Source organism: Shewanella metallivivens (assembly GCF_028750675.1).
In the GTDB taxonomy this organism is placed as follows: Bacteria; Pseudomonadota; Gammaproteobacteria; order Enterobacterales; family Shewanellaceae; genus Shewanella; species Shewanella metallivivens.
Map to the genome: position 1 here is coordinate 44,466 of NZ_JAQQPZ010000013.1, position 25,140 is coordinate 69,605.

Sequence of the window (25,140 nt, forward strand, 5' to 3'; positions counted from 1 at the left end):
TTTGGAGTATAAAGTACTGATAAAGTAAAAATATTGACAATATTTATCTCAAATTTATATACACTCACTACACTTAACCTACCGTCCACCTACAAACAGTATTTAATGACAACACCGCTTGCTAAGTTTATATACATATTATTTATGCTAAGCATAATAGCCTGCTTAACCAGTTGCGAGCCTTCAAACAATGCATTCGCATCTAAAGCATTGCGAAAGCCTATCAAAATAGCCGTATCAAACACCCCTTTATCGGCGCCATTATTTATTGCACAGCAACAAGGATATTTTGAACAAAATAATTTAAACGTTGAATTAGTCATCATTGAGGGCGGAGTAGAATGCTTTAATGCCATGATTAATCATGAGGTAGACTTTGCAACCTCGTCAGAAACCGTTGTGATGTTTAATAGCTTTAAACGCACCGATTTTTCGGTGTTGGCGAGCTTTGTTGAAACAGATAATGACGTCAAGTTACTGAGCCTTAATCCGCAGAAATATAAGCACCTCAATAATTTAGCTAATGCTCGAATTGGAATTATCAAAGGCAGCGCCAGTGAGTTTTTTTTAGATAGCTTGTTAATTATGTACAATAAAACTCAGCAGCCAATTCAGCGAGTCTATTTAAATTCTGACCAACTTTTACCCGCCCTGTTAAATGACAAAGTGGATATCATTTCAGCGTGGGAGCCACTGAGTTATTTGCTCTCTAAACAAATGTCTCACTCACCCGAAATCATTAACAGTCGTGGTTTATACCATTTATCATTTAATCTGATTGGCCTAAAAGATTCTCCTATTAAACAAGACCAAAAACTGGCGCTACTCAAAGCCATTAATGAATCCACGGAGTTTATTCAACAACACCCAAAACAAGCACAACAAGTTATCAGCCAAACACTCGAAATAGACGCCCAACAATTAAAATACTCGTGGAGCGACTACACTTTTAGACTGTCACTGAGTAATGCACTATTTTCCAAAATTCAAACCCAAAGCCAGTGGGCAATTGACAATCAATTAGTTCCACGAGAAAACCGTGTCGATTTTAGACTCATATTTGATAGACAACTTCTTGAAACCTATACATCACAAGAGGCGGGCTGGTAAATCATGATGCTATCTAAGCGCCTTAAACTCACCGCGACGCTCTGCTCAATACTGACTTTTGTTGTCGGACTATCGCTAGTGCAGGTGCATAATTATCAGCAACAAATATATCGACAGCTTAATTATTCCATGAAGCTGCAACTCATTATTGACAGTTTACGAAGTCAACTTTGGTTGTATCAAGAATACACTGATGAACAAGGATTAACTGAACTGAATAATCGACAGGCTGAATTAGCAGCAGCGTTGTCGCAAAACATTGATTGGGATCAACAACAAAAGCTCATTATCCAAAATATTAATCGGCTTAATACCAATGTGAGAACCTTAATTAATACCCAAAATAACTATCATAATCCACAAGCGGTTCAGCCAATCACATTAGCTGCCGAACGTTTATTTAAAGCAAAGTACAGCATGGTCATTGAAGAGATGACCGAAGAAATGTTCCGTTTACACCAATTATCAGTCACTCAAGCCAAAACTAAACAACAAACCCTTTTATGGTTAGTCGGCGTCATATTACTCATACTCGCAATATTAGTCACAGCATGGTCATTTATGACCTTAACCCGTTTCAAAAAAGGTCTCGCTTCGTTAAATAGTGGTATGGAAGCGCTCGCTTCAGGTGATTTAACCAGTCGAATTGTGTTTAACGATGCAGATGAACTGTCTGCGCTAGCACATAATTTTAACTTGATGAAACAATCTCTTACTCAAATTACCGTTAAAAAGGATAGCCTTAAACAAGAGGTTGATCGGCAAACCTATAAACTCATTGAGCAACAAGAACGATTGATTTTTTTGGCTGAGCATGATGAATTAACTGGTATTTTTAATCGGCGCGCCTTTATTAAAAAAATCGACAATGCCATCGCCAGAGATTTACGTTCTGATGATCAAGCCGCGCTATTGTTTATCGATCTCAATAAATTTAAACAAATTAATGACACCTTAGGACACAGTATTGGTGATGAAGTCATTGTCACCATTGCCCAGCGCTTAATAAAAAGCCTCAGATCAACAGATATAGCCGGCAGGCTCGGAGGTGATGAATTTGTAGTATGGCTCGATTTAATCACTGAACCGATAAATATTGATCAAAAAATTGAGCAACTATTAAATACAATAAAAAAACCAATCAAGATTGCAGATCACACACTAGAAGTAGGTGCAAGCATTGGTATTAGCATATTGCCAAAGAATGGACTCAGTAGCCGTGAACTCATTAGCGCTGCAGACACGGCAATGTATCAAGCAAAAGCAGCTAATCACCTCGACTATTGCTACTACGCAGGCGATCACGGAGTCACGATTTTAGCCACTTCGTAAGTTTGCGTAGTCCAATCAAAATAATACTCAACCCCTTGCCACTCATAAACAGTACCATTGGCAGTTTGAATCGCTTTAGCGTTTTCAGGTAAACGGCTCAAGCCACTGCTCACTTCAGTGTGTGTTGTGGTGTATAGTGGCGTAGCCTTGAGCGTAGCAGGCGGCTCAACCGAGCGATAGTGGGTGCTGGGTGCCAAGCTTACTGCATTGTATGGGTAACCCCCCCGATAATGGTTGATACCCCAGCTATAATTCAAGTGGCTATTCATACCATTATGCCAACTAATACCAACACTTGGGCCCCAGCCATAGTTGTTCCAACCCACCCCCCAACGCCAAGGATCGTATCGCATATGGGACTGATACTTAGGCCGATGATGCTGCCCTCCCGTTGGGTGAGACTCACGATTAAGCCGCTCATCATTCAGTGGTGCTTTAGCCTGAGCAGGTAAAATACTACAGACACACAAACAAGCACTAACTAGAGCGGTACTCAGTAATACTCGGGAATTGTTTATGCGCATAACTCACCTCTCACAAGCTCATCGATATAAGTTATTTTACGCTAAGTCTCGACAAAGTCGATATGCACCATTTTGCTTAACCCTATATTAGAAAAATGCTATAGTGCGCGCCATATTGGATTTGATATTCAGGCGGTAACCATGAGTTTTAAGGATTTACGCAGCTTCATCGAGCATTTAGAAGCCAATGGTGAGCTCAAACGTATTAGTCACCCTGTTGACCCTTATTTAGAAATGACTGAAATTGCTGATCGTGTTTTACGATCGGGCGGTCCCGCGCTGTTATTCGAAAATCCAACCAATCACACCATGCCTGTATTGGCTAACCTATTTGGTACCCCAAAACGTGTTGCGATGGCATTAGGCAAAGACGACCCCATTGCACTGCGTGAAGTCGGTGAGTTATTAGCTTTTTTAAAAGAGCCTGAACCACCAAGTGGCTTTAAAGATGCTATTGCGAAAATCCCAATGTTTAAGCAAGCATTAAATATGCCGCCTAAAACAGTGCGGAATCCGCCTTGTCAGCAGGTAGTTAAAACAGGAGATGAGGTTGATCTCACCGCCTTACCTATCCAACACTGTTGGCCAGGAGATGTTGCGCCACTCGTCACCTGGGGATTAACCATCACCAAAGGCCCACGACAAAAACGCCAAAATTTAGGTATTTATCGTCAACAATTATTGGGTAAAAACAAACTCATTATGCGCTGGTTAGATCACCGTGGCGGCGCGTTAGACTTTAAAGACTTTAAACAACAACACCCCGGCGAGCGTTATCCTGTGGTAGTGGCATTAGGCAGTGATCCTGTCACTATTTTAGGCGCTGTAACACCTGTACCAGATTCCATGAGCGAATACGCTTTTGCCGGTTTACTGCGCGGCGAGCGCACCGAAGTCTGTAAAGCCATTAGCTGTGATTTAGAAGTCCCCGCCACCAGCGAAATCATTTTAGAAGGTTATATCGACCCGGATGAAACCGCAGAAGAAGGCCCATATGGCGATCACACAGGGTATTACAATGAAACCGACTCATTCCCAGTATTTACGGTAACCCATATCACTCATCGTAAAGATGCGATTTATCATAGTACCTACACCGGCCGTCCACCTGATGAGCCCGCCATGTTGGGTGTCGCATTAAATGAAGTGTTTGTACCGATTTTACGTAAGCAATATCCAGAAATTATTGATTTTTATTTACCGCCAGAAGGCTGCTCATATCGCATGGCCGTCATCTCAATCCGCAAGCAATATCCAGGGCATGCAAAACGGGTAATGATGGGCGCGTGGTCTTTCTTACGCCAATTTATGTACACTAAGTTTATTGTCATCGTTGATGAAGATGTCAATTGCCGTGACTGGCAAGATGTCATTTGGGCCATTACTACCCGCATGGACCCAACCCGCGATACCATGTTGGTTGATAATACTCCAATTGATTATCTCGACTTTGCCTCACCAGTGGCGGGGTTAGGTTCAAAGATGGGCTTAGATGCAACCAATAAATGGCCCGGTGAAACCACCCGCGAATGGGGTACCCCCATAGTAATGGACCCAGAAGTGAAGCAAAAAGTGGATCAAATGTGGGATGATCTCGGCATAGATGACATACCGACGTTGTAGCCAAAGTGATCCCCTGTGAGGTTGATTGGCTATAATGACGTGATTAAAAATATTTAAAAAGGGCTTAAAGGACGTTAGATGAAAACCATTCGTTGTCAGATTGAAAAAGTCACCCCGTTTAATGACGCGGTTTACCAAGTGTTGCTAAAACCAGAAACCGCCTTTGACTTTAAGGCTGGCCAATACTTGAGTGTGGTCATGGGTGAAAAAGACAAACGTCCTTTTTCTATTGCCTCTGCACCTAATGCTGAATTAATAGAATTACATATTGGCGCTGCAGTAAGCGAAAGCTACCCAATGCAAGTAGTAGAGCGCCTAAAAACTGCTACTTATATCGACATTGAAGCCCCTGCTGGTGATGCATTTTTACGTAGCGACAGCCACAGACCACGCATTTTAATTGCCGGCGGCACAGGTTTCTCGTACATCAAAAGTATTGTAGAGCAGCAAATTGCTAATGGTGAAACCGTCAACACCAAGTTTTATTGGGGTTGCCGCAATGAAGATGCCATGTACTATCAAGAAATTGCCCGTAAATGGCATACAGAAAACGAATGGCTAGAGTTTATCCCAACCATCGAAGAGTTCAGCGACACCTGGCAAGGCAAACAAGCCAACCTACTGGAACAAATTAAGCATGATTTTATCAGCTTAAATGGTTACGACATATACATCGCGGGCCGTTTTGACATGGTTGGCGCTGCACGAGAGCTGTTCCGCGAACTTGGGGTTGAAGAAGCTCACTTATATGGTGATGCCTTCGCATTTATTAAGTAAGTATTGAGCGCCTATTACTGCTCATTACGCCCACAAAAACCGGCAACCTTGTCGGTTTTTTTATCGCATTCAATTTATCATTTTTAGACATTTTGACGATTAAGGTAGACCGATGAAACTCAGCCAATTAAGCCAACCTATTTTTGACCACCTATATCGAGACATTTTTGAGTTTCGCAGCACCTTTGATTTACCGGTGAACGATTCAACAAGCCTAGATGACCAGGCTGACACCCTGCACACCTCTTTAATTATTGAAGAAATGACCGAGTTGGCAGAAGCGGATTCGCGTATTGAACAAGCCGATGCCATCGTAGACTCAGTGTATGTATTAATGGGCCGTTTAGTACACCTAGGCGCTTCTCAAGTGAGCGATCGCATCGAGATAAGCTATCTTATCGATTTACTATTGAACGTGGCTAAAAACCGCAAAATAGACTTCATAAAATGTTGGGATGAAGTCCACTCAAGTAATATGAGTAAGGTTTGCCGCACTGAGCAAGAGCTCAATGAAACCATCGCCCATTACGCCCAACAAGGTGTTGAGATTGTTGGCAGTAAAAAAGGCGAGTTTATCATCGCTAAGTGCGCTAAAGATGTCGATATGGGGGGGAAAGTGGTTCGTCAGGGCAAAGTGTTAAAGTCGGTTTATTACCGCCCAGCAGACTTGACGAGCTTAGTGCAAAATTAATAGCACTTATTTAGCCCATAAAAAAATGCGCTTAATATGCGCATTTTTTATGAGTTTTATGCCGTTTCCAATAATCTAGCGTTATTGAGTGTATTAATTAACTGCTGCGGCTCATCAACACTCAAATGTATCACTGTCATCGGTTCGGGTAACTGCCCCATACCGCCATGGTAAATAACCGGGCGATTTAGCTTAATAGTAACGTTACTTTGCCCGCCACCAATGCTTATCGTCTCAGAATCCTCCTGATGTATTTCGGCTAACGGCTGATTTGTGACATCGGCAATATCAGTAAGATTAATCACCATAAAGCCCCATAAAGAATTGTTAATCACCAAGTTATCTCTCATTAAATACAACGAGTAATAACGTGACAACCTATGATTAGCTACCATAGACATTAAGGTATAGCCGATAATGCTCGAGACAATAATCGCCACCCACTCGCTCCACGACACCAATAAAAAATAACTGCTACAAGATGCAACTATGCAACCGGTTAACATCAACCACACATGCCAGCGCGCGGCACTCTTAAGGTTAATGTTGGCAATGGCAGGCGGATGATTGCGTGAAAACCACGGAATAGCATAAAACCAGTTTGTCGCTTCGCTCGCCATAATCAGCGCAATCGTTAAACTTTTATCATCGCCTTCACGGTAGGTTTCAACCGCGCCCACTCGAGGGTCACCTTTCAGTTTACGCACCTTAAACAAACCGCGTACCACGCTCACAACTAAATACAATTCAATGATGAGTAACACGGCTATGATGGGATAGCGTAACCAGGCAATAAACTCAAAATAGTGCGCCACTTCAGCAGGAAAACTTAACCGAGCAACTAGGCTGCTTAAACTCAAAATAATAATTAACTTCCACAGTTTTTGAGCACCCTTTTTAATAATGCAATACCAATAACTCAATGGCAGTAATACAAAATACAATGCAGAAATAAGGTACAAAGCTCGTTTGTCAGCATCGCTAGCTAACGTCTCTGGCGTCCAGTGAACACCTATCACGAAACTGATTACCATTAAGGCTAAAAATACTAACCGGTACTTTATTGTTGCTCTCATTCAATACTCATCCTTGGGCGATTTCAATCACATTAATACCGTGTTCTAAGTCACCTTAACTCAGGTTAGGTATTGATATTGTGGCAATATAAATTTAAACAAGTTGTTAACATAACAATAAACGTCAGCATTAACGAGAAGACTTCAAACTAAGTTGTTACAGGAAATAACCGATACGTATGAGTTCACTTTAACTAGCTTGAGCTAATCCGCGCGTTTAAATAACCACGATAAACCATGGATAGCTGTTGTTGGAAATGCCATTGAATGATCCGCTTCAGGGATCACCAATAATTTTAATTGTAATGCGCCCGTTTGAGCAGAAGGGTGAGATTGAAGGATTTGATAAAATGTTTGCGCGTCGGCCACCATTTGATGGTTATCGACTGTGTACGGAGGCCTTTCTAATTCGCCAATACCAATAAAGACTTTAGCGGATATCGCGGGAGTTTGGCTAAAGTCTTGAATAAAGCGTTGCAACAAGTGCTTGTTGTCAAACCACAGCGAAGGGCTGCCCAGCACATAATTAGTAAATAATGTCGGTTGCTCCAGTAACACATATGCACCAAATAACCCGCCGAGCGAATTTCCCATCAAGGTATTTTGCTGGGTATCAACCCGATATTGGTGTTCAACAAAAGGCATTACAGTGTCGCGAATAAAGTGAAGATGTCGATTTGCCTCACCCGTGTTGAGCTTCCAACTCGGATCATGGCTTGGGGTGTAATCCCTAATACGACTAGACGCTCCTTTACTGCCCTTTTGGTAACCAATAGCCACCAAAATCGCCTGATGCATCACATTGCTGTTCATTGGAAATCGCGTCGCACCAGATACCACTTGCAAACTGTACATGGAGTCAGTCATGTAAATAACCGGATAATAGTGAGTGCTATTTTGTTGATAATCTTTAGGTAATTTGACCATCACTGGGTAATCACGGCTAGCATCTTTAAGCATAAACTGCTGGGTACGAGGAATACTCACTGCCGTTGAGGAAGCATAAGCATCAGCCCATTGACTCGCACTTTTTGATTGTGTGTTGTGGCTGTTTTCAGCACTGACAACTGAACTATAAAGTGATAAATAACCACAACACAACAAGCCAACTAAGCGGTATACCCTATTCATCATGCTCAAGCATCCATGCCAATATCAGTAACAAGGCTAAACAAGGTAATCTAACGACAATGCGATAAACAGTATCATCCCAGCCCAATTGTTATTTAAAAAAGCCTTAAAGCAAAGTGCACGATCACGGCGGTAAATTAACCCTTGCTGGTATACTGCAAAGCCAATAAAACTCGCAATACCTAAAGCGTAAATCACACCACGCCCGGCCATCACCCCTGCCATCACAAAACAACCTAAAGCCGCGAATTGAAATAAACCAATAATCTGCCGATCAAAGCGGCCAAATAAAATGGCAGTAGACTTAATCCCCACCTTTAAATCATCGTCACGGTCGACCATCGCATACATGGTGTCGTACGCTACAGTCCAGCACCAATTAGCCATAAACAACCACCAGGCTTCAACCGGCACTTCGCCTAGTTGCGCGGCATAAGCCATCGGAATTGACCAACTCCATACAATGCCCAAAAACATTTGCGGCATATTGGTTACCCGCTTCATAAACGGGTACATGACGGTCAAAATAATGCCCACCACCGATAACTGCACCACCAGCATATTAAGCCAAAGCACCAAACTAAATGCAGCCAAACCAAGCACAACAAATAGGCTTAATGCCTCTTTGGTGCTCACCTCTCCTGACACAAGAGGGCGCATATTGGTACGCTCAACATGGGCATCTAAATTGCGGTCAGCATAATCATTAATAATGCAGCCATTGGCGCGCATGATCACCACACCAATAATAAAGATAATCAACACTTTAGTATCAGGCATACCTTGTGCGGCCAACACCAACGCCATTAAACATGGCCAGAACAAAAGTAGTGTACCAATAGGTCGATCAATGCGCATTAAGCGAGCATAAGCCCGTAATTTGTCAGGTAATGACATTGATGTTGTCTCTCCGTGATATTGCACACTCACTCCTTAACAGCGTTCTAACTTAGCCAGTGACACTAACAACCATTTACTGCCAAAATCACTAAAATTAACTTGTACTCGAGCTTTTTCACCAGCCCCTTCAAAATTAGTTACAACCCCTTCGCCAAACTTAAAGTGTTTCACTTTTGAACCCACTTTGTAACCCGTTGAGTTTATCCCACTTGGCGCATGAGAAGCACTGCTTGAACGCGCAGGGAAACGTTGGCTTATCGATGGAGCAACCTGGGCACGCAAGCGAATTTGCTCCACGTACTTTTCTGGGATTTCATTTATAAAACGTGACGGGCTCGCGTAATCTTCACGGCCATAAATACGCCTAGATTCAGCATAACTAATGTAAAGTTTCTGCATTGCGCGGGTCATACCGACATAACAAAGACGACGTTCTTCATCTAAGCGGTCACCTTCATCAAGGGCCATTTTACTCGGAAAAATCCCTTCTTCCACACCGGCCATAAACACCATAGGGAACTCAAGACCTTTGGCCGAATGCAATGTCATTAGCTGTACGGCATCGGTAAAAGCATCTGCTTGACCTTCGCCAGCCTCTAACGCCGCGTGCGACAAGAAGGCATTTAACTCCCCCATATCTTCAAGCTCTTCTGGCATTTCAAAACTGCGCGCTGCTGTGACTAATTCATTTAAGTTTTCAATCCGCGCCTGGGCTTTTTCGCCTTTTTCAGCTTCATACATAGCTCGCAAGCCAGAGCGTTCAATCACGCTATCGGCCATGCGATACAGCAACATATCGGCAGTGTCGGTGCGCATTGAAATAATGAGCTCTAAAAAACTATTCACGGCATTAGCGGCTCGGCCAGCAAGGACTTTTTCTGCTAACAAGCGCACACTGGCTTGCCATAGGGTTAACTGATTTTGTCTAGCGGTTGAGCGCACAATGTCTAGGGTACGATCGCCAATGCCACGAGCTGGCGTGTTAACCACGCGCTCGAATGCGGCATCATCATCTTTGTTATTAATAAGACGCATGTACCCCATGGCATCTTTGATTTCTTGACGCTCGAAGAAGCGAAGGCCACCGTATATACGATAAGCTAATCCTTTATGTAAGAAGGCTTCTTCCAACACACGAGACTGTGCATTTGAGCGGTACAAAATCGCACATTCGCTTAAACTGCCACCTTTTTCTTGCCAGTCGCTAATACGACCAACAATAAATTTAGCTTCATCCATTTCATTAAACGCGCAATAGACTGAAATGGGTTCGCCATCTTTATCTTCGGTCCAAAGCTCTTTGCCTAAACGGTCTGGGTTGTTGGCAATTAATGAGTTAGACGCATTAAGAATATTGGCACTTGAACGATAATTTTGCTCTAGACGGATTGTCGAGGCACCGGGAAAGTCTTTTAAAAAGCGGTGCAAGTTTTCAATTTGTGCACCACGCCAGCCGTAAATGGATTGGTCATCATCACCCACAATCATCACATTGGCGCTATTGCCGGCTAAGACGCGGATCCACGCATATTGAATCGCGTTAGTGTCTTGAAACTCGTCCACCAAAATATGGCGAAAACGCTCTTGATAATGGGCCAACAAATGCGGTTTATTAAGCCATAACTCATGAGCACGCAATAAAATTTCGGCAAAATCGACCAAACCTGCACGGTCGCATGACTCTTGATAAACCTTATAAATGTTTAATAAATTTTGCTCAATCGGAAAGCCACCTGCATCAATATGCTTAGGGCGTAAACCTTGGTCTTTTTTACCGTTAATGTAGCCTTGAGCCTGACGTGGGGGATATTGCTTTTCGTCTAAATTAAGGCTTTTTAAGATACGTTTTAATAAACGTAACTGGTCATCTGAATCAATAATCTGGAAGCTTTGCGGTAAATTTGCGTCTTGATAATGAGTGCGTAATAACCGGTGAGCGAGGCCATGGAAAGTGCCTATCCACATCCGCCCCATGTTAGTACCAACCACTTTTTCAACACGTTCACGCATTTCTGCAGCAGCTTTATTGGTAAAAGTCACGGCTAAAATAGAATATGGACTTTGTTGTTCCACTTGCATTAACCACGCAATACGATGGGTTAACACACGGGTTTTGCCACTGCCGGCCCCCGCTAACACCAACATATTTGAAAGTGGCGCGCCGACTGCCTCACGCTGCTTGTCGTTTAGGCCGTCTAATAATGATGATACGTCCATTCTTCCTCCCAGAAATCTGCGAGGCATTATATATCATTTAGCCCATAAATGGCGTGCAATAGTTTGCCTATTTGCGCAATGACGGGGCTGATACATCGATAACAAAATCATTATTAACCACCACAAACATGGCACTAAATTGACAATGGCAGACACCAAAATTACTATACAAATGAATATACCGATTTAGGCAGACACATTGAACATCAAAGATTTAGAGCTGTTTATTGCCGTGGCAAAATTAGGCAGCTTTTCTAAGGCGGCGAACGTGCTCAACACCCGCCGTGCACTTGTCAGCCGCCGTATTGCCGAACTAGAAAAGCAGCTCGGTGCCCCCTTGTTTACCCGCACGACCCGTGTAATGACATTAACTGCATCGGGGAAACGCTATTTAGCCCAAATCACGCCATTAGTGCATCAACTCAATCATGCTGGCGAGGTATTTAAACACAGACATGATGAGGTTCAAGGTAAGTTAACCGTTGGTTTACAGCCATTTGTTGACAAGTTAATCGACCGGCACATTGCCCACTTTATTCATACTTACCCGCAAGTACAATTAGAAATAATGATTGTGCCTGGGCATCATCAAGACATTAAACGCTTAAATTTAGATTGCATGATTAACACTGGCGATGTCAGTAAAGACAATATCAGTAAGCAAAAGCTCATGACATTTGAGCGAAAGATGTATGCCAGCAGCGTGTATTTAGAAAAATCATCCGTGATTGAAACCATTGATGATTTACACTATCACTCCTTACTGGGCTATCGCTCTGCCGAAGGCATATTAGAGCACCAATGGCAGTTTCAGCATGTGCAAATCAGTGCAAATTACAAAATTATATGCAGTGACTACAACTCCCTTTACCATTTCTGTTTAGGTGGTGCCGGCATTACTCTGTTGCCAAAAATCATTGCTGTTGATGCTGTCGAAAACCAACAATTAGTCAATGTATTACCAGAACTCAGCGCTGGTTTTACTGACATTAATATTCTTTACCCAAAAGAAAACCGCTTATCTGCCGTCGCTAAAGTGTTTACTGAGCACCTTACCGAAACCGTTAAATTAACTTAATTTGCACACATACACGGCTTAATCAAGAGCATAAAAACGGGCCAGCAATGCTGACCCGTTTATGTCTTTCGACTAACCTTTGATACCTATTTTTTATCGTCTTTTAGCCCAATACTGTCCATCCAATATTCAAAATTGACTAAATTGCCCGGTAACACAATGCGGCTGTCTTGTTTACTTAAGCCATCAAGTTGACGCATATATTGTTCGCCCAGCTGCATACGCAGTGCACTTTGCCCGCCTTCAGCTGATATCACCACGGCTAAACGCTCAATCGACTCAGAGGTGGCTTTAGCCAAAGTTAAAATCTCTTGCGCCTTACCTTCTGCTTCATTAATACGACGCTGCATTTCACCTTCTGAGCGGTTAATGGTTTCAGCCATCACACCTTCAGAGCGATTAATTTTACTTTGCTTGTCACCTTCACTTTTGGCCAATAATGCACGACGTTCACGTTCTGCGTTCACCTGCATTTCCATGGCATTTTTAACCGTTTCGGGCGGGGTAATATTTTTAATTTCATAACGGTGCACTCTCATGCCCCACATCGAACCGGCTTCATCGAGTACTTCAACGACTTTGGCTGAAATTAAATCACGCTCTTCAAAAGTACGGTCTAAATCTAACGTACCGATAACCGACCGCGTAGTGGTTTGAGCCAACTGAATCGCGGCGTAGCGGTAGTCGGTAATACCATAACTGGCTTTAACCGGATCGGTAACCGAAATATAAATCACCCCGTCGACTTCAACGTTAACCTCATCACTTGAAAAACATTCTTGTGGTGGTACGTCGATGGTTTCTTCTTTTAAATCATGAATGTAAGCGACTTTGTCTATAAACGGGATAAGTGCGTGAAATCCAGCGTCTAAAGTGCTGTGGTACTTACCTAAACGTTCAACAATATAAGCTGACTTAGTCGGTACAAGACGAATTGACTGAAACAACTTAAGCACAAAAATAGCAAAAATTGCGCCCCAAATAATCATGACAGCAAAGTCTGTATCTACTCCATTTATTGACATTAGCGTGCTCCTTTTGCTGATGGGCTACTCACCGCGTGAGTCACTTGCTCCATGCCTTCAAAAAAACCTTCCAGCTTGGCCATTTCAGCCGGGACAACTGACACTTGAGCCTCTGATAAAATCTTACCCACTTGACCTATAAATTGCTCTTTAAGCAACATATTCATCGCATCGTTACCACCATTTATCGCCAATGCCTTACAAATCATTTCCATGCCTTCAGCTTTCGCATTGGCCACGATTGAAATTTCCTGTCCGGTACCAATTGCCTCATTGATGCGACGTTGTTTTTGTCCCTCTGATAAATTAATCGCTTCTTGGCGCTCACCTTGCGACATATTTATCATCGCAGCTTTTTCAGCGTTAGCTAAGGTAATTTCAGCGCGCTTACTACGCTCTGCTTCCATCTGCTTTTCAAGGGTATGAATAACATGACGTGAAGGAGTAATATTTTTAATCTCGTAGCGTAATACTTTAATCCCCCATGGATCGGAGGCTTTGTCAATTTCACGCACAATTGACTCATTCAAACTGTCTCGCTCAGAGAAGGTTTGAGATAACGTCAGCTTACCGATTTCTGAACGCATGGTAGTTTGCGCGAGGTTAACGGCTGCGCGGCGATAATTTTCAATCCCGTAGCTGGCAAGCTTACCATCCATCACTTTGAGGTAAACCAAACCATCAACTTCAAGCTGGGTATTGTCTTTTGATATACAGCTTTGCGGCGGTACATCTAATACTTCTTCGCGCGTATCATGACGATAAGCAACCCGATCCACAAACGGCACTAAAAAGTGAAACCCTGGCTCTAATACAGTAAGAAACTTACCGAGACGCTCTATTACATGCACTTCGCGCATAGGCACAATCAGCATCAACTTGTATAAAATGAATAAAATAAATAAAAATGCGACGGTTAACACAAACATACTCACTCCTTATTAAAATGTGGTTTACGCTTCCCTATCCTGTAAACCTAAATTGAGTCGATAATGGGCTCAACCACAAAACCGATGTTATCTCGGCAAATAATTCTCACTTTACTGCCGACTTTGATTTCTGTTCCATCACCCAAAGCAATCCAATCAGAACCTAAACAGTGGATTCTGCCGGTTTGTTGCCCTGGGCCAATGGCTTCTTTTACAGTAGCGACTTGATTATATAAATCGGCTTCTTCATCGGTATTAGCAACATGAGCATCACCGCCCACCAAACGTTGCGTAACATGCCTAAAGCTCAGTAACAGCACCATTGAAGCCATAAACCAAAGCGTCATACTTTGCACAAACCCCTCGATAATCCCAAGTGCTAGCGCTGAAGCCACAATCACACAGGCGGCGCCAAGTAAAATGACGATACCTCCCGGAACAATAATTTCCGACAGCATTAATAACAGCCCTAGCACGAGCCAAACCGCAATCGGATTAGAAAGCTCCATAAATCCTCCTCATAAAATGAGCATGCCTTGCATTCACTATATCAGCTGATTTTTATTATTGCGACATATTATGTCAAATAATCAGTAAGTATAATGTCATCGGCTCATTAACATTCGATAACATAACAGTATCAATCAGTTATCCCAAGGTCTGATGTCACATCATGATAAGCAGAATTTCAAAAGAGACTTTTCGGTAAACAAAACGCTGAAACATCACGATTTATCATTGTTTTTATTGTACTCATTATCAATTTTGAATATATTGCGCCCCATTGTGCACAATCGAGAATAATACTCGTAAATTTAATGCTCGGCTGATGTAAAATTTGCCATACAGATGCATTACAACCCACTTTAACACCGGACTTAAAATGAAAAAAATCTGCCTTTTAGCTGCATTAATGGTCTCACCAACTGTTTTAGCCAATGATGTAATCCAATGGTGGGACGCCAGCGCGACCGTATTACACGGTGATGACTATGACTTAGCCCCATCGGACAGACAAACCACCATCACATTAGAGGCTGCTGGCGGTTGGACTTACGGTGATGGATTTATTTTTCACGATTTTATCAACTTTAATGGTAACAATGGTGGTGACGATAACAGCCATTATGGTGAAATTTCACCACGTTTTAGTGCCAGTAAAATACTGGGGCAGCCAGTAGAGTTTGGTGCAATTAAAGATATGTCTGTTGCCTTAACATATGAGCACGGTGACGGTCCAGTAGAAAGCATGCTGTACGGTGTTGGTTTAGATTTTGATATTCCATTTTTCAGTTACTTACAACTGAACACATATCGTCGTGACGCCATCAGCAATGGCAACATCAGTGATGGTTGGCAGTTTACCCCTGTCTTTAGAATTGACATGCCAATCGGCAATGCCAATATTATCATTGACGGCTACATTGATTGGGTATTTATCGCAGATAACAATGGCTACGATGAAAACCTGCACTTTAATCCGCAGATTAAATACGATTTAGGCAAAAGCTTATTTGGTGAGCACAAGCAAAACAAATTGCTAGTGGGTTTTGAATACGATTACTGGCAGAGCAAGTACGGTGTGAATGGTGTTGACCAAAATACTTACTCAATTATTGCTCAATACCACTTCTAATTAGCAAAAATGAAACAATAAAAAAGGTGCCTAGGCACCTTTTTTTGTGGTTTTTAACCATACTTTTAAAAGAAATTAAAGCAGCTTTTTCGCTGCTGCAACAACGATAGAAACCGCGCTAACTTCAGTTTTTTTCATTGTGGCTTCATCAGGGATCTCTTGCTGTGTACGGTTTACAATCACACCAGCGACACACGCTGCACGCCAACCTTGAGTCGCACACATAGTGAATAAGGTTGCAGATTCCATTTCATAATTTAGCACGCCCATTGACTGCCACTCTTTCATTGAGCCAACATAACGTTGAGTAATGCGACCCGAGACAGTGTCATAACGTTCTTGACCAGGATAGAAAGTGTCAGAAGATGCGGTAATACCGATATGCGGTTCTATACCTGCGTCACGACATGCTGCTACCATCGCGGTTGTACAATCAAAGTTTGCTGCTGCAGGGAACTCAAGCGGGGCAAAGTGTAAACTGGCACCATCTAAACGTACTGAAGCTTGAGTCACAATCACATCACCTACATTAACATGCGGCTGAATTGCGCCAGTTGTACCAACGCGTAAGAAAGTTGTCACACCCAGCTGTGCTAACTCTTCTACGGCGATAGAGGTTGAAGGACCACCAATACCTGTTGAACACACAACGACTGGCTTACCATCGATATAAGCTAAATAGCTAGTGTATTCACGATGGCTTGCAAGGAACGTTGCGTTGTCCATTAACTCAGCAATACGCTTAACACGTTCTGGATCACCAGGAACGATTGCTAAAGTTGCACCATCTAACATTTTTTTGGTTAATCCTAAGTGAAATACATCGGACATTTTGAAAACCCCTTTCATTTTTGAATATTAAATTCTTATAACCCAGACTTTAACCTAGTCTTTAGGTGGATAAGGTTAACTTGATCACATATAAATTCATAATGGTTAATATTGTTTCGTTAAAATATTACCAATATATGACCAATTTCCACCAAATACATGTACTTGAGCATAGTTGAAGGCCGCCAAAAACAACAAACTATTTATCTAACCCAAAAAGCATTAACGTGATTTACATCAAGTTAACGCCAACTTGCTAAAACCGAAAAACAAAAAAGGACGCTAAGCGTCCTTTTCGACTCGACATTATCTGATTACAGGTAATAGTCTTTTAATGGTGGGAAACCATTAAAACAAACCGCGGAGTATGTGGTGGTATAAGCACCTGCGGTTAACCAATACATACGATCACCAATGGCTAAATCAGTGGGTAAACCATAACTGTAATGCTCATACATAATATCAGCACTGTCACACGTTGGGCCAGCAATAACACACTTATCCAACTCACCCTTACGTTCGGTATAGATAGGGAATTTAATCGCCTCATCCATGGTTTCTATTAACCCTGAAAATTTACCCACATCGGTAAATACCCAACGCTCAAGTGCAGTATGTGATTTACGCGAAATCAACACAACCTCAGACACCAACACACCCGCATTCGAAATCAATGAACGCCCAGGTTCAAGAATGATTTCTGGCAATTCATCACCAAAATCTTCTTCTAAAAAGTGCTTAATCTGCTGCGCATAAACACCAAGCTCGTTGGTTTTATCCATATAGTTAGCAGGAAAACCGCCACCTAGATTTATCATTTTAAGTACAATGCCGTGTTCTTCTTTTAAACGGTCATAAATACTTTTGACTTTACCAATTGCTGAGTCCCACGCGCCGATATCACGTTGCTGCGAACCAACATGGAACGAAATACCATGTGGCTGTAAGCCAAGCTCTTTTGCCAATACTAATAAATCGTAAGCCATTTCATTTTGGCAGCCAAATTTACGTGATAAAGGCCAATCAGCGGTGTGCGTGCCTTCAGTTAAAATACGCACATACACTTTTGCACCAGGTGCTTCTTCAGCAATCATACGCAAATCGGCTTCTGAGTCCGAAGCAAACATTCGCACACCTTGCTCATAGAAAGCGCGAACATCAACGCGCTTTTTAATGGTATTACCATAACTGACGCGATCGGTTGATACGCCAATAGAAGTCACCATTTCAAGCTCATAAATAGAGGCAATATCAAAGTTCGAGCCTTTGTCACGCAACAATGTGAGAATTTCTTTGGCCGGATTTGCCTTTACCGCATAGTATACGTTTGCGAAAGGGAAATTTTTAACCATGTCATCGTATTGTTTCGCAATGATTTGGGTGTCAATAACTACAAATGGCGTTGGCTTATCTTTAGCAAATGCCTCAATGCGGTCAAACGTGTCCTTGTCATAATAATCTGCAACATCAATCGATTGAAATTGGCTCATTAGGCCAGTGCCTCCTATTAGTTGGGCAATATATAGTGCGTTTTGGGGTTTGTAAAAAACATGCGCAGTAAACGATATTTTTATCCAATACGCAACGAATTTTTATGCAAAATCGGTACTTTTTTATTCCATAACAAATATCATTAAAACTCAATGACCTATTTGAGCAGTGTTTAAAGAGTGTACTAAGTTCTGTCACCCTAAAAAGTATAGACACTGCTGCATAAAATGAGTCGAAATTAGGCTGTTTTTTAATAAAAAAACCAATAGCGGTTTAGTCGATAGCAACAACGAACCTATTGCTATGGGTGTAACGGTGTTTTTGTCGCAGGTAAGCAACTGAAGTAATGATAAAAAACCAAACATCAATAATGCCGTAGACATTTGATTAAATAGCATTTTTAAAAAGTAACTCACCAACAGCTTAGTGCTATTGAAAACTGCGTCATCAAAGTCTGCTTTAAAATGATGAGGAGAGTAATAGGTAACAGGAAAGTCTGTAGATAGCGGATTCAGTCATCCCAAAAGCTCAAGCCACGATGCAGTAGCAAAAACGGCCCGATAACATTAACAAATAACAAAGGGGAATCGAGATGATGAGTGACCGTCTTGACAGCACCAAAGACGACATCAACATCGTGCATAAGCTTTCACAAACTAAATATAAACAATTTGAACATCAATAAAGTCTTATTTATGAGAGGTTAAGCCAATTTTTTATAAAAAAAGAGATTTTTTAAACAAAATCGGCTCAAAAAACTATCATTCAAAAGTTTTATTGCTATAGTAGCTTTTGTTAATTCACAAAATCATTTTGTGGCTATACAACCTTGGGCCCGTTAAGCTAAAAATCAAATAGCGTAAAAAGCTTAGCTACCATTTTCAGCAATCCAAATAACTTAGGTGAAAAGGATTATGACTCAGGTCGCATATCAGATAAACGAACGTCGTAACACGGAAGTACTAAGAAATGATGAGCTCTGGGATTTAACGACCGCGGATCAAAAACTCGCATTATATGATTTGCATCGATTTGGTTATCGCCTACTGTTTGTTCGCAACATGTCTTCAGGGCCTCTAGCCATTATCAGCCAACATGATGATATCGCTGTAATTTATGCCGATGGTGAAGTCGACTTACGCCCAAAAATCACCCTACGCGAATATCACTAAGCTTTTGCAACAAATAAAAACCTACGATGAATTCATTGTAGGTTTTTTTGTGCCCTGTTGTTTGTCATTGTTATTTACGAGTCAGCTTATATACCGCTTCATTTAACCAAGGTACCTGCTTATTAACAAAGCGAGGGTTGTCGGCAAGCACATCCGCACATTCAAGTAATTCGACTGTAAAATAAGGGGCTAAATGGGTTTCAACCCAATCTGGGCTGACGGCAAATGGTGGGCCTTTTAAGGTATCTTGTGGGTAATCAAGTGTAATCAGTAAACCACTTACCGTTGCGGGGATCAGTCTTGCTAAGGCTACCGCATATTGTTGGCGCATCGCTTCAGGCCAGGCAATCAATGCGGCACGATCATAAAAACCGCCAATATCTGCAGTTAACGATTCGGGTAATGTAAAAATATCTCCCTGATAAATTCGTACTTCGTCTGCACAAAAGACATTATGTTCAGCGATTTGCTCTACTTGGTATGATAAGTCATTTTCGCTAAAAAACTGCTCAACCGCTAATGGATTTAATTCACAACCCAACACGCCATGCCGTAATTCAGCCAAATAACACATGTCTAGCGATTTACCGCACAATGGCACGAACACACCACTGGTTTCAGCGATTGCCAAGCTTGGCCAGTATTTAACAAGAAACGGGTTAACTTGTTGTTGATGAAAACCTATTTGTTGTAATTGCCATTTTTGATGCCAAAAGCTCGGTTCCATGGTGCTCTCTTTAGTCTATTAACCAATATTGAAGGCTACTTTAAAGACTAAAAAAAACAGATGCAACTTATGCCTTACCATCTAAGGTCAATTGTACTTGTCTTAACCAACGGCAGTTTTCACACTGACATTTACGGCGCGACATATGATGAGGGCTCAAATTTGAATCAATAAAATCGACGGCTATCAACAATTGTTGTTTAAGCTCACTGACAGATTTCATTTCTAATGCAACCATTTCATCATTATGATTAATCCATAGGCACTCTTCACCTTGATGGCAGGTAATGCATTCTTCATCACTGTGATTAAAAAACACGGCATGAGGGCAATGAGTCACTTCCATCGATTGTAAAATTCGAGTCCGCGGAAAATTAAATAGCTGAATTAGTTGTGCTTTATCAATATTAGGCATGGCAACCTCTGCTAAAAGCGTTAAGTGATCTTATTGTTAATACTACCTAGTGTTGATTGATTTTGATTTGACGTAGGTCAAGGTTTACATATCGTATTTTTTTAGATAGGAAGCCCTTGCCGTGCGAGGGGTAATCAAGGTTTAATGGAAAGATAATGAACAAAAGGGGCTACCTTGCAAACACCTGAGCTACAGCACTTTTACATTAACGAAGAGCAGTCTATTTACTTACTCAGTGCCAATGATGCGCGCAAACATAAGGCGTGGGTTCGCTTATGTAAGCAGCAGCTCAGTAAGCTAGGGTATCAGCAAATCGAATTTATCGGTAAAGGCGCTTATGGTTATGTGTTTGCCGGCATTAACGAATATGGTCAGTCCCATGTGTTTAAATTTTCACGGGTTAACTTACCGCAAAGTGTTCAAGATAGGCTAGAAGAAGAAGCCTATATGCTCAGCCAAGTGAAGCATCCCAATGTGCCCAGTGCCATCAAATTTGAGCGTGTCGGTAAGCAAGGCATTTTAGTCATGGAACGAGCGCACGGTGAAGATTTAGATAAAATCTGCCTGCGCATGGGCGCATTACCGCCGGTGATGGTCGTCAGTATTGCAAGGCAATTGGCCAATATTTTGTACTATTTGCGTAAAGGAAAGCCGTTGGTACACGGCGATATTAAGCCATCAAATTTAGTCTATGACATTGAAACAGACAAACTCTCGTTAATCGATTGGGGCTCGGCCGTATTCGCTCAGCGAGATGAACATAACCGCGCGGTAGATGACAATGTCATGTCACTGTTATCCAGCGATCAACAACACACCAATGCACGTATGGGCGATGTGTATTTTATTGGCGAAGAACAACTCAGCGGAGCATTATCGACCCCAAGGTTTGACGAACAAGGCGCAGCCGCAACCTTGTATGCTTTGGCCTCAGGGCAAATCAGTCGTTTTGGTACTAAAGTGATTCCAGCCACCAGCATAGGATTACCCATCGAACTCGCCAAAACCTTAGATGCCATGTTGGGCGATGACGAAGAGCGGCGTAAACTTGCTGGCGATTATTTTTTAACAAGCTTGCGCCATAGCCATCGCATGCATCTACCTATTTTACCTGAACCACCATTGGTTCCCGATATTCCACTATGGGCACAACCGCGCTCAAAAACAGTTGAAACGGTCAGTTACAGCTCGCGCAAATCATTTTTAAAAGAACACAATACCCAAGACCCCGTCGCTAAAATGGACGATATACAAATAGAAAAATATTACCGTAACTTTATGGTGGGCATGGCTGATACCGAAAAAGGCTTTATTGCAGCACTCAGTCGGTTAGCGCAGTACCCTATCGTGGGTGGGTTAGTGGTCCATTGGCAAAAAACCGGGGTGTTTATCGATTCAAACCTGGCCTTTTACGACCCTGAGTGCAAAGCACCATTAACACTTGCGGTAAACAACATGGTAACCATGGCTCGGGGGATTAAACGCATTGGAGTATTTAAAGCCTGTTTCTTTAATGCCAAAGACACTTTGCATTTAGAGCGTAAAAGTATTGAACATGAATACACCATCACTGGTGAGTTACAATTGCCATTTGAAGTGGGCGATGTACCCACATTAGAAGATAAATCTAGGCTTCATTCATACTTTGAAGACGGAAAAGATCCTGAAGAAAACCTCGAGTTACCGCCCGAGATTATGACCGAACTGGCTGGGCTTAACCAAATACACCACACCGGATGTATCATTTTTGAAGCATTGCCCAATCATTTAAAAATTCACAGCTATTTACGCTTGCTAAATCCTCGTAAACAAGCGGCTTTTCGTGCATGCCTAGACCGAATTATTGCCCATGTGAACAAAATTCAGGGCCATGGTATTTCTGGCTTTATGAAGCTTCCATACCGAAATACCCGTCACTTTAGCCATTTAGATCGCAAAGCCGATCGTTTTTACCCTAAAAACCCCAAAGCTTTTGATCAAGACGCGCATTCACAAGCATCATCTTTATCTATTACGGCAGACTAAATCGGCGAACCCGGTGGCATGGTAATGGGCTTACTAATCAACCAAAACTCTGGCTGTTTTAAACCTTTGACAATGCCTTTATATAACCAATCATAATGGGCTGATTGGTATTCACTACCACGATTGCTGCGGCGTTTTAACTGCTTAACAATATAATCAAAGCGTGCGGCTAACTGGGCCTTTACTTCTGGAGCGGTGTTGACATCACGATATGCCGCTAACATGGCATCGACCACCACAGTATTGACGCGCATTTGAATAGCGAGCTCAGAACCATTAGGTAAATCTTGATATAAACTGGCCGCGGCAAGCTTATCAATCAGTTTAACCACCGACAGCTGCGAGCTATCTTCCATATAAGCTTGGCTTACTCTGTTTAAACGCTCGGGGGCTAAAATGACGCTGACAATGTGACGACTTAACATTTCGGCCATGGAAGCAGGATCGCTCACCACACCAAGGTTTGAGCCAAAGCTTTCGCGGGTTTTACGATAGTTACCTGCTTTGGGCACCAACGCTTGTACCACATTAGTCGGGATAACCAAGCTACGGCTTTGCAAACTAGCAAGTAACCCATCTAATGCGGCAAACTGCATTTTTGGAGGCACATAGCTCCAGCGTACACCTGAACCAACTTGTTGATAGCTATAATCAGCACCACCAATCCATTTTGCAGCGGCTTCTATCTGATAACGCGTCAGTAAATAAATAGGCACAAATACGTCAGCGAGCTCCCCTTTCGGGTCTGTGGCCAATAACGCATCTGAATTAAACTCAGCAATGGCTTTAAGGCGTACGGTTTCTAGACGCTTTAATTCAGCGACAGCATCATTGCCACGATCCCATAGGCTCGCGTAAGCATGGCTTGCACTTGCTTGGCGAGAGTCTGCCTCGCCAATATAACGAAATCCACTCTCTAATGTAGAAGCTAATAAACTGTCTGTTTGGGTTGGTGAGCCATATCCAAAAGCAATAGTGTATTTGTCCCATTCGCCAATGCCTTCACGGTAAGGCTGGCTAATATCAATCAGATCGCCTTCAATACTGGCGTATGGATGAGGATAATCCATTACAGAGGCATTGTTATTGGTCGATGCGGCAAAGTTATGATCTAACCCAAGCGTGTGACCAACCTCATGCGCTGCTAGCTGCCTAATACGTGCCAACGATAAGGCCATTGCGGCCTCACTCGCCGCTTTTCGGTCGGGCCAGCCAGCGGTTAATCCGCGGGCAATAAGATGGTCTTGGCGCACCCGTAAACTGCCTAGCGTCACATTACCTTTAATGATTTCACCGGTACGAGGATCGGACACCGCAGCACCATATGACCAGCCACGCGTCGCACGGTGCACCCATTGGATCATGTTATAACGAACATCTTGTGGATCGGCCCCTTCAGGTAATAACTCCACTTTAAAGCCATCAATAAAACCTGCTGCAGTGAAAGCATCTTGCCACCAACGCGCTCCGGCTAATAACGCACCACGTATAGGCTCAGGTACGCCTGGGTCAACATAGTACACAATCGGTTCAACAACTTGACTAGGTGCATCGCCAGGGGTGACTTTTTGTAAACGGTGTTTAAGCAGGTGACGTTGTACATGTGGCTGGTCAACTGCAACAGAATAATCGATATATTGATCAGAGAGATAACCACTCATAGGGTGATAATTACGAGGAACAAATCCCTCATCAGGTAGTTGTACAAATGAATAACGTAACCGCACAGATAAAAACGATGCGTCTGGAGTCACTTCGGCAACCTGTTTGCCAGCCTTGCTGGTGCTGAAGGTTAAGTTAACGTCAACATCAGCGTTACGTTCAAATGATTTAATCCCTTCAGGTAAAATCACTGAGCGTTCTGGGTCTAAGTGATATTGGCCTTGTTTTCTTGCTTCAAGTACATCGGTAACGCCGTGTAAATCGTTAATCACTAGATCATTAATGGCCACAATGGCTTTTTTGCCCTCAACTAATTTGCCGCGCCACAAAATGGATTCCGCAAAGGCTTGAGTGACAGCTTGTTGCTCAGCGACATTATCGCTTGAAGCGCGATAATCGGTATTAAGCTGTTTAAGGATTAAATAAGGTCCATGTTGCTCAAACTGCACCATGCGTGTTTGCCCTAATTGACCACGGTCTAAACCGATATCATTAGAACCCACACCATGAGGTAAGCTGGTGAGCATTAAAAAAGGCTGATTGAGTTTATTGGCCTCGAGATACAATTGACCCGCTTTGGCATCATAAAACAAGTTAATGAAACCTTCAGCGGTTTGTGCTTGTTTTATCATTTTTTGTGCTGGATCGCTAGCGGCAACCGCAGCGTCTGAAAGGAATGTTGCTGGTGCGATGGCCAGCAAAAGTGCCAATGGAATACTGCGGCGGATCATAAATTATCTCCCTGTCGTGTTTATCCTGCTTTTATTA

The 25,140-nt window shown here is 42.5% G+C and carries 22 protein-coding genes; 9 read left to right on the forward strand and 13 right to left on the reverse strand.

What is annotated here, in order from left to right; all coding sequences use genetic code 11:
- Positions 1–144: 144 nt before the first annotated feature.
- Together PQR79_RS12890 and PQR79_RS12895 are read left to right on the forward strand one after the other, a co-directional pair.
- Positions 145–1,110 carry an ABC transporter substrate-binding protein gene (locus PQR79_RS12890; protein WP_274408533.1) on the forward strand — a complete coding sequence of 322 codons (966 nt, stop codon included), beginning with the start codon at positions 145–147 and terminating at the stop codon, positions 1,108–1,110.
- Between the two features lie 3 nt (positions 1,111–1,113).
- A complete protein-coding gene (locus PQR79_RS12895) occupies positions 1,114–2,442 on the forward strand; it encodes a diguanylate cyclase domain-containing protein (RefSeq protein ID WP_238106507.1) in 1,329 nt (442 codons plus the stop codon).
- Here PQR79_RS12895 and PQR79_RS12900 read toward each other — a convergent pair.
- A complete protein-coding gene (locus PQR79_RS12900) occupies positions 2,412–2,966 on the reverse strand; it encodes a hypothetical protein (protein WP_274408534.1) in 555 nt (184 codons plus the stop codon). The genes PQR79_RS12895 and PQR79_RS12900 overlap by 31 nt on opposite strands.
- Before the next feature lie 141 nt (positions 2,967–3,107).
- Between PQR79_RS12900 and ubiD the strand changes: the two genes are divergently transcribed.
- From ubiD to PQR79_RS12915, 3 genes are all read left to right on the forward strand, one after another.
- Positions 3,108–4,589 carry a 4-hydroxy-3-polyprenylbenzoate decarboxylase gene (ubiD, locus tag PQR79_RS12905; RefSeq protein ID WP_238106505.1) on the forward strand — a complete coding sequence of 494 codons (1,482 nt, stop codon included), beginning with the start codon at positions 3,108–3,110 and terminating at the stop codon, positions 4,587–4,589.
- A 78-nt stretch (positions 4,590–4,667) separates the two neighbouring features.
- Positions 4,668–5,366: an NAD(P)H-flavin reductase gene (fre, locus tag PQR79_RS12910; protein WP_238106504.1), complete on the forward strand. Its 699-nt coding sequence runs from the start codon at positions 4,668–4,670 to the stop codon at positions 5,364–5,366.
- 112 nt (positions 5,367–5,478) lie between these two features.
- A complete protein-coding gene (locus PQR79_RS12915; protein ID WP_238106503.1) occupies positions 5,479–6,057 on the forward strand; it encodes a nucleoside triphosphate pyrophosphohydrolase family protein in 579 nt (192 codons plus the stop codon).
- A gap of 56 nt (positions 6,058–6,113) precedes the next feature.
- On the opposite strand, the gene PQR79_RS12920 is transcribed toward PQR79_RS12915, so the two are convergent.
- From PQR79_RS12920 to uvrD, 4 genes are all read right to left on the reverse strand, one after another.
- Entirely contained in the window at positions 6,114–7,133 is a 1,020-nt protein-coding gene (locus PQR79_RS12920; RefSeq protein WP_238106502.1) for a hypothetical protein, read from the reverse strand.
- Between the two features lie 204 nt (positions 7,134–7,337).
- Positions 7,338–8,267, reverse strand: a complete 930-nt coding sequence (locus tag PQR79_RS12925; protein ID WP_238106501.1) for an alpha/beta hydrolase — start codon at positions 8,265–8,267, stop codon at positions 7,338–7,340.
- Between the two features lie 33 nt (positions 8,268–8,300).
- Entirely contained in the window at positions 8,301–9,161 is an 861-nt protein-coding gene (ubiA, locus tag PQR79_RS12930; protein ID WP_238107183.1) for a 4-hydroxybenzoate octaprenyltransferase, read from the reverse strand.
- 36 nt (positions 9,162–9,197) lie between these two features.
- Positions 9,198–11,381, reverse strand: coding sequence for a DNA helicase II (uvrD, locus tag PQR79_RS12935; RefSeq protein WP_238106500.1), 2,184 nt, complete (start codon positions 11,379–11,381; stop codon positions 9,198–9,200).
- 199 nt (positions 11,382–11,580) lie between these two features.
- Here uvrD and PQR79_RS12940 point away from each other — a divergent pair, with 199 nt between their 5' ends.
- Positions 11,581–12,459 (forward strand): LysR family transcriptional regulator, encoded by an 879-nt coding sequence (locus PQR79_RS12940; protein WP_238106499.1) that lies wholly within the window; start codon positions 11,581–11,583, stop codon positions 12,457–12,459.
- 86 nt (positions 12,460–12,545) lie between these two features.
- Here PQR79_RS12940 and PQR79_RS12945 read toward each other — a convergent pair whose 3' ends face one another.
- Genes PQR79_RS12945 through PQR79_RS12955 form a run of 3 tightly spaced genes read right to left on the reverse strand, consistent with a single transcriptional unit; the run spans position 12,546 to position 14,922 of the window.
- Positions 12,546–13,484, reverse strand: a complete 939-nt coding sequence (locus tag PQR79_RS12945) for an SPFH domain-containing protein (RefSeq protein WP_238106498.1) — start codon at positions 13,482–13,484, stop codon at positions 12,546–12,548.
- Positions 13,484–14,413, reverse strand: coding sequence for an SPFH domain-containing protein (locus tag PQR79_RS12950; RefSeq protein WP_238106497.1), 930 nt, complete (start codon positions 14,411–14,413; stop codon positions 13,484–13,486). The genes PQR79_RS12945 and PQR79_RS12950 overlap by 1 nt, the downstream gene beginning before the upstream one ends.
- Before the next feature lie 47 nt (positions 14,414–14,460).
- The gene (locus PQR79_RS12955; protein WP_238106496.1) at positions 14,461–14,922 is read right to left on the reverse strand and encodes an NfeD family protein; all 462 of its coding nucleotides are present in this window, start codon (positions 14,920–14,922) and stop codon (positions 14,461–14,463) included.
- Between the two features lie 374 nt (positions 14,923–15,296).
- On the opposite strand from PQR79_RS12955, the gene PQR79_RS12960 reads away from it, so the two are divergent.
- Complete coding sequence (locus tag PQR79_RS12960; RefSeq protein WP_238106495.1) at positions 15,297–16,049, forward strand: outer membrane protein OmpK; 753 nt, start codon at positions 15,297–15,299, stop codon at positions 16,047–16,049.
- A gap of 75 nt (positions 16,050–16,124) precedes the next feature.
- Here the strand turns inward: PQR79_RS12960 and udp are convergent, their stop codons facing one another.
- Together udp and PQR79_RS12970 are read right to left on the reverse strand one after the other, a co-directional pair.
- Positions 16,125–16,880 (reverse strand): uridine phosphorylase, encoded by a 756-nt coding sequence (gene udp, locus PQR79_RS12965; RefSeq protein WP_238106494.1) that lies wholly within the window; start codon positions 16,878–16,880, stop codon positions 16,125–16,127.
- A 314-nt stretch (positions 16,881–17,194) separates the two neighbouring features.
- Positions 17,195–18,370 (reverse strand): type III PLP-dependent enzyme, encoded by a 1,176-nt coding sequence (locus PQR79_RS12970; protein WP_238106493.1) that lies wholly within the window; start codon positions 18,368–18,370, stop codon positions 17,195–17,197.
- 915 nt (positions 18,371–19,285) lie between these two features.
- Between PQR79_RS12970 and PQR79_RS12975 the strand changes: the two genes are divergently transcribed.
- Positions 19,286–19,543 (forward strand): hypothetical protein, encoded by a 258-nt coding sequence (locus PQR79_RS12975; protein ID WP_238106492.1) that lies wholly within the window; start codon positions 19,286–19,288, stop codon positions 19,541–19,543.
- A gap of 70 nt (positions 19,544–19,613) precedes the next feature.
- Here PQR79_RS12975 and PQR79_RS12980 read toward each other — a convergent pair whose 3' ends face one another.
- Both PQR79_RS12980 and PQR79_RS12985 read right to left on the reverse strand, forming a co-directional pair.
- Positions 19,614–20,270, reverse strand: a complete 657-nt coding sequence (locus tag PQR79_RS12980; RefSeq protein ID WP_238106491.1) for a thiopurine S-methyltransferase — start codon at positions 20,268–20,270, stop codon at positions 19,614–19,616.
- A gap of 67 nt (positions 20,271–20,337) precedes the next feature.
- A complete protein-coding gene (locus PQR79_RS12985) occupies positions 20,338–20,685 on the reverse strand; it encodes a hypothetical protein (protein WP_238106490.1) in 348 nt (115 codons plus the stop codon).
- A gap of 174 nt (positions 20,686–20,859) precedes the next feature.
- Here PQR79_RS12985 and PQR79_RS12990 point away from each other — a divergent pair, with 174 nt between their 5' ends.
- Positions 20,860–22,710: a protein kinase domain-containing protein gene (locus PQR79_RS12990; protein ID WP_238106489.1), complete on the forward strand. Its 1,851-nt coding sequence runs from the start codon at positions 20,860–20,862 to the stop codon at positions 22,708–22,710.
- Here PQR79_RS12990 and PQR79_RS12995 read toward each other — a convergent pair.
- The gene (locus PQR79_RS12995; protein WP_238106488.1) at positions 22,707–25,103 is read right to left on the reverse strand and encodes a zinc-dependent metalloprotease; all 2,397 of its coding nucleotides are present in this window, start codon (positions 25,101–25,103) and stop codon (positions 22,707–22,709) included. The two genes, PQR79_RS12990 and PQR79_RS12995, sit on opposite strands and share 4 nt — an antisense overlap.
- Between the last annotated feature and the right edge of the window lie 37 nt (positions 25,104–25,140).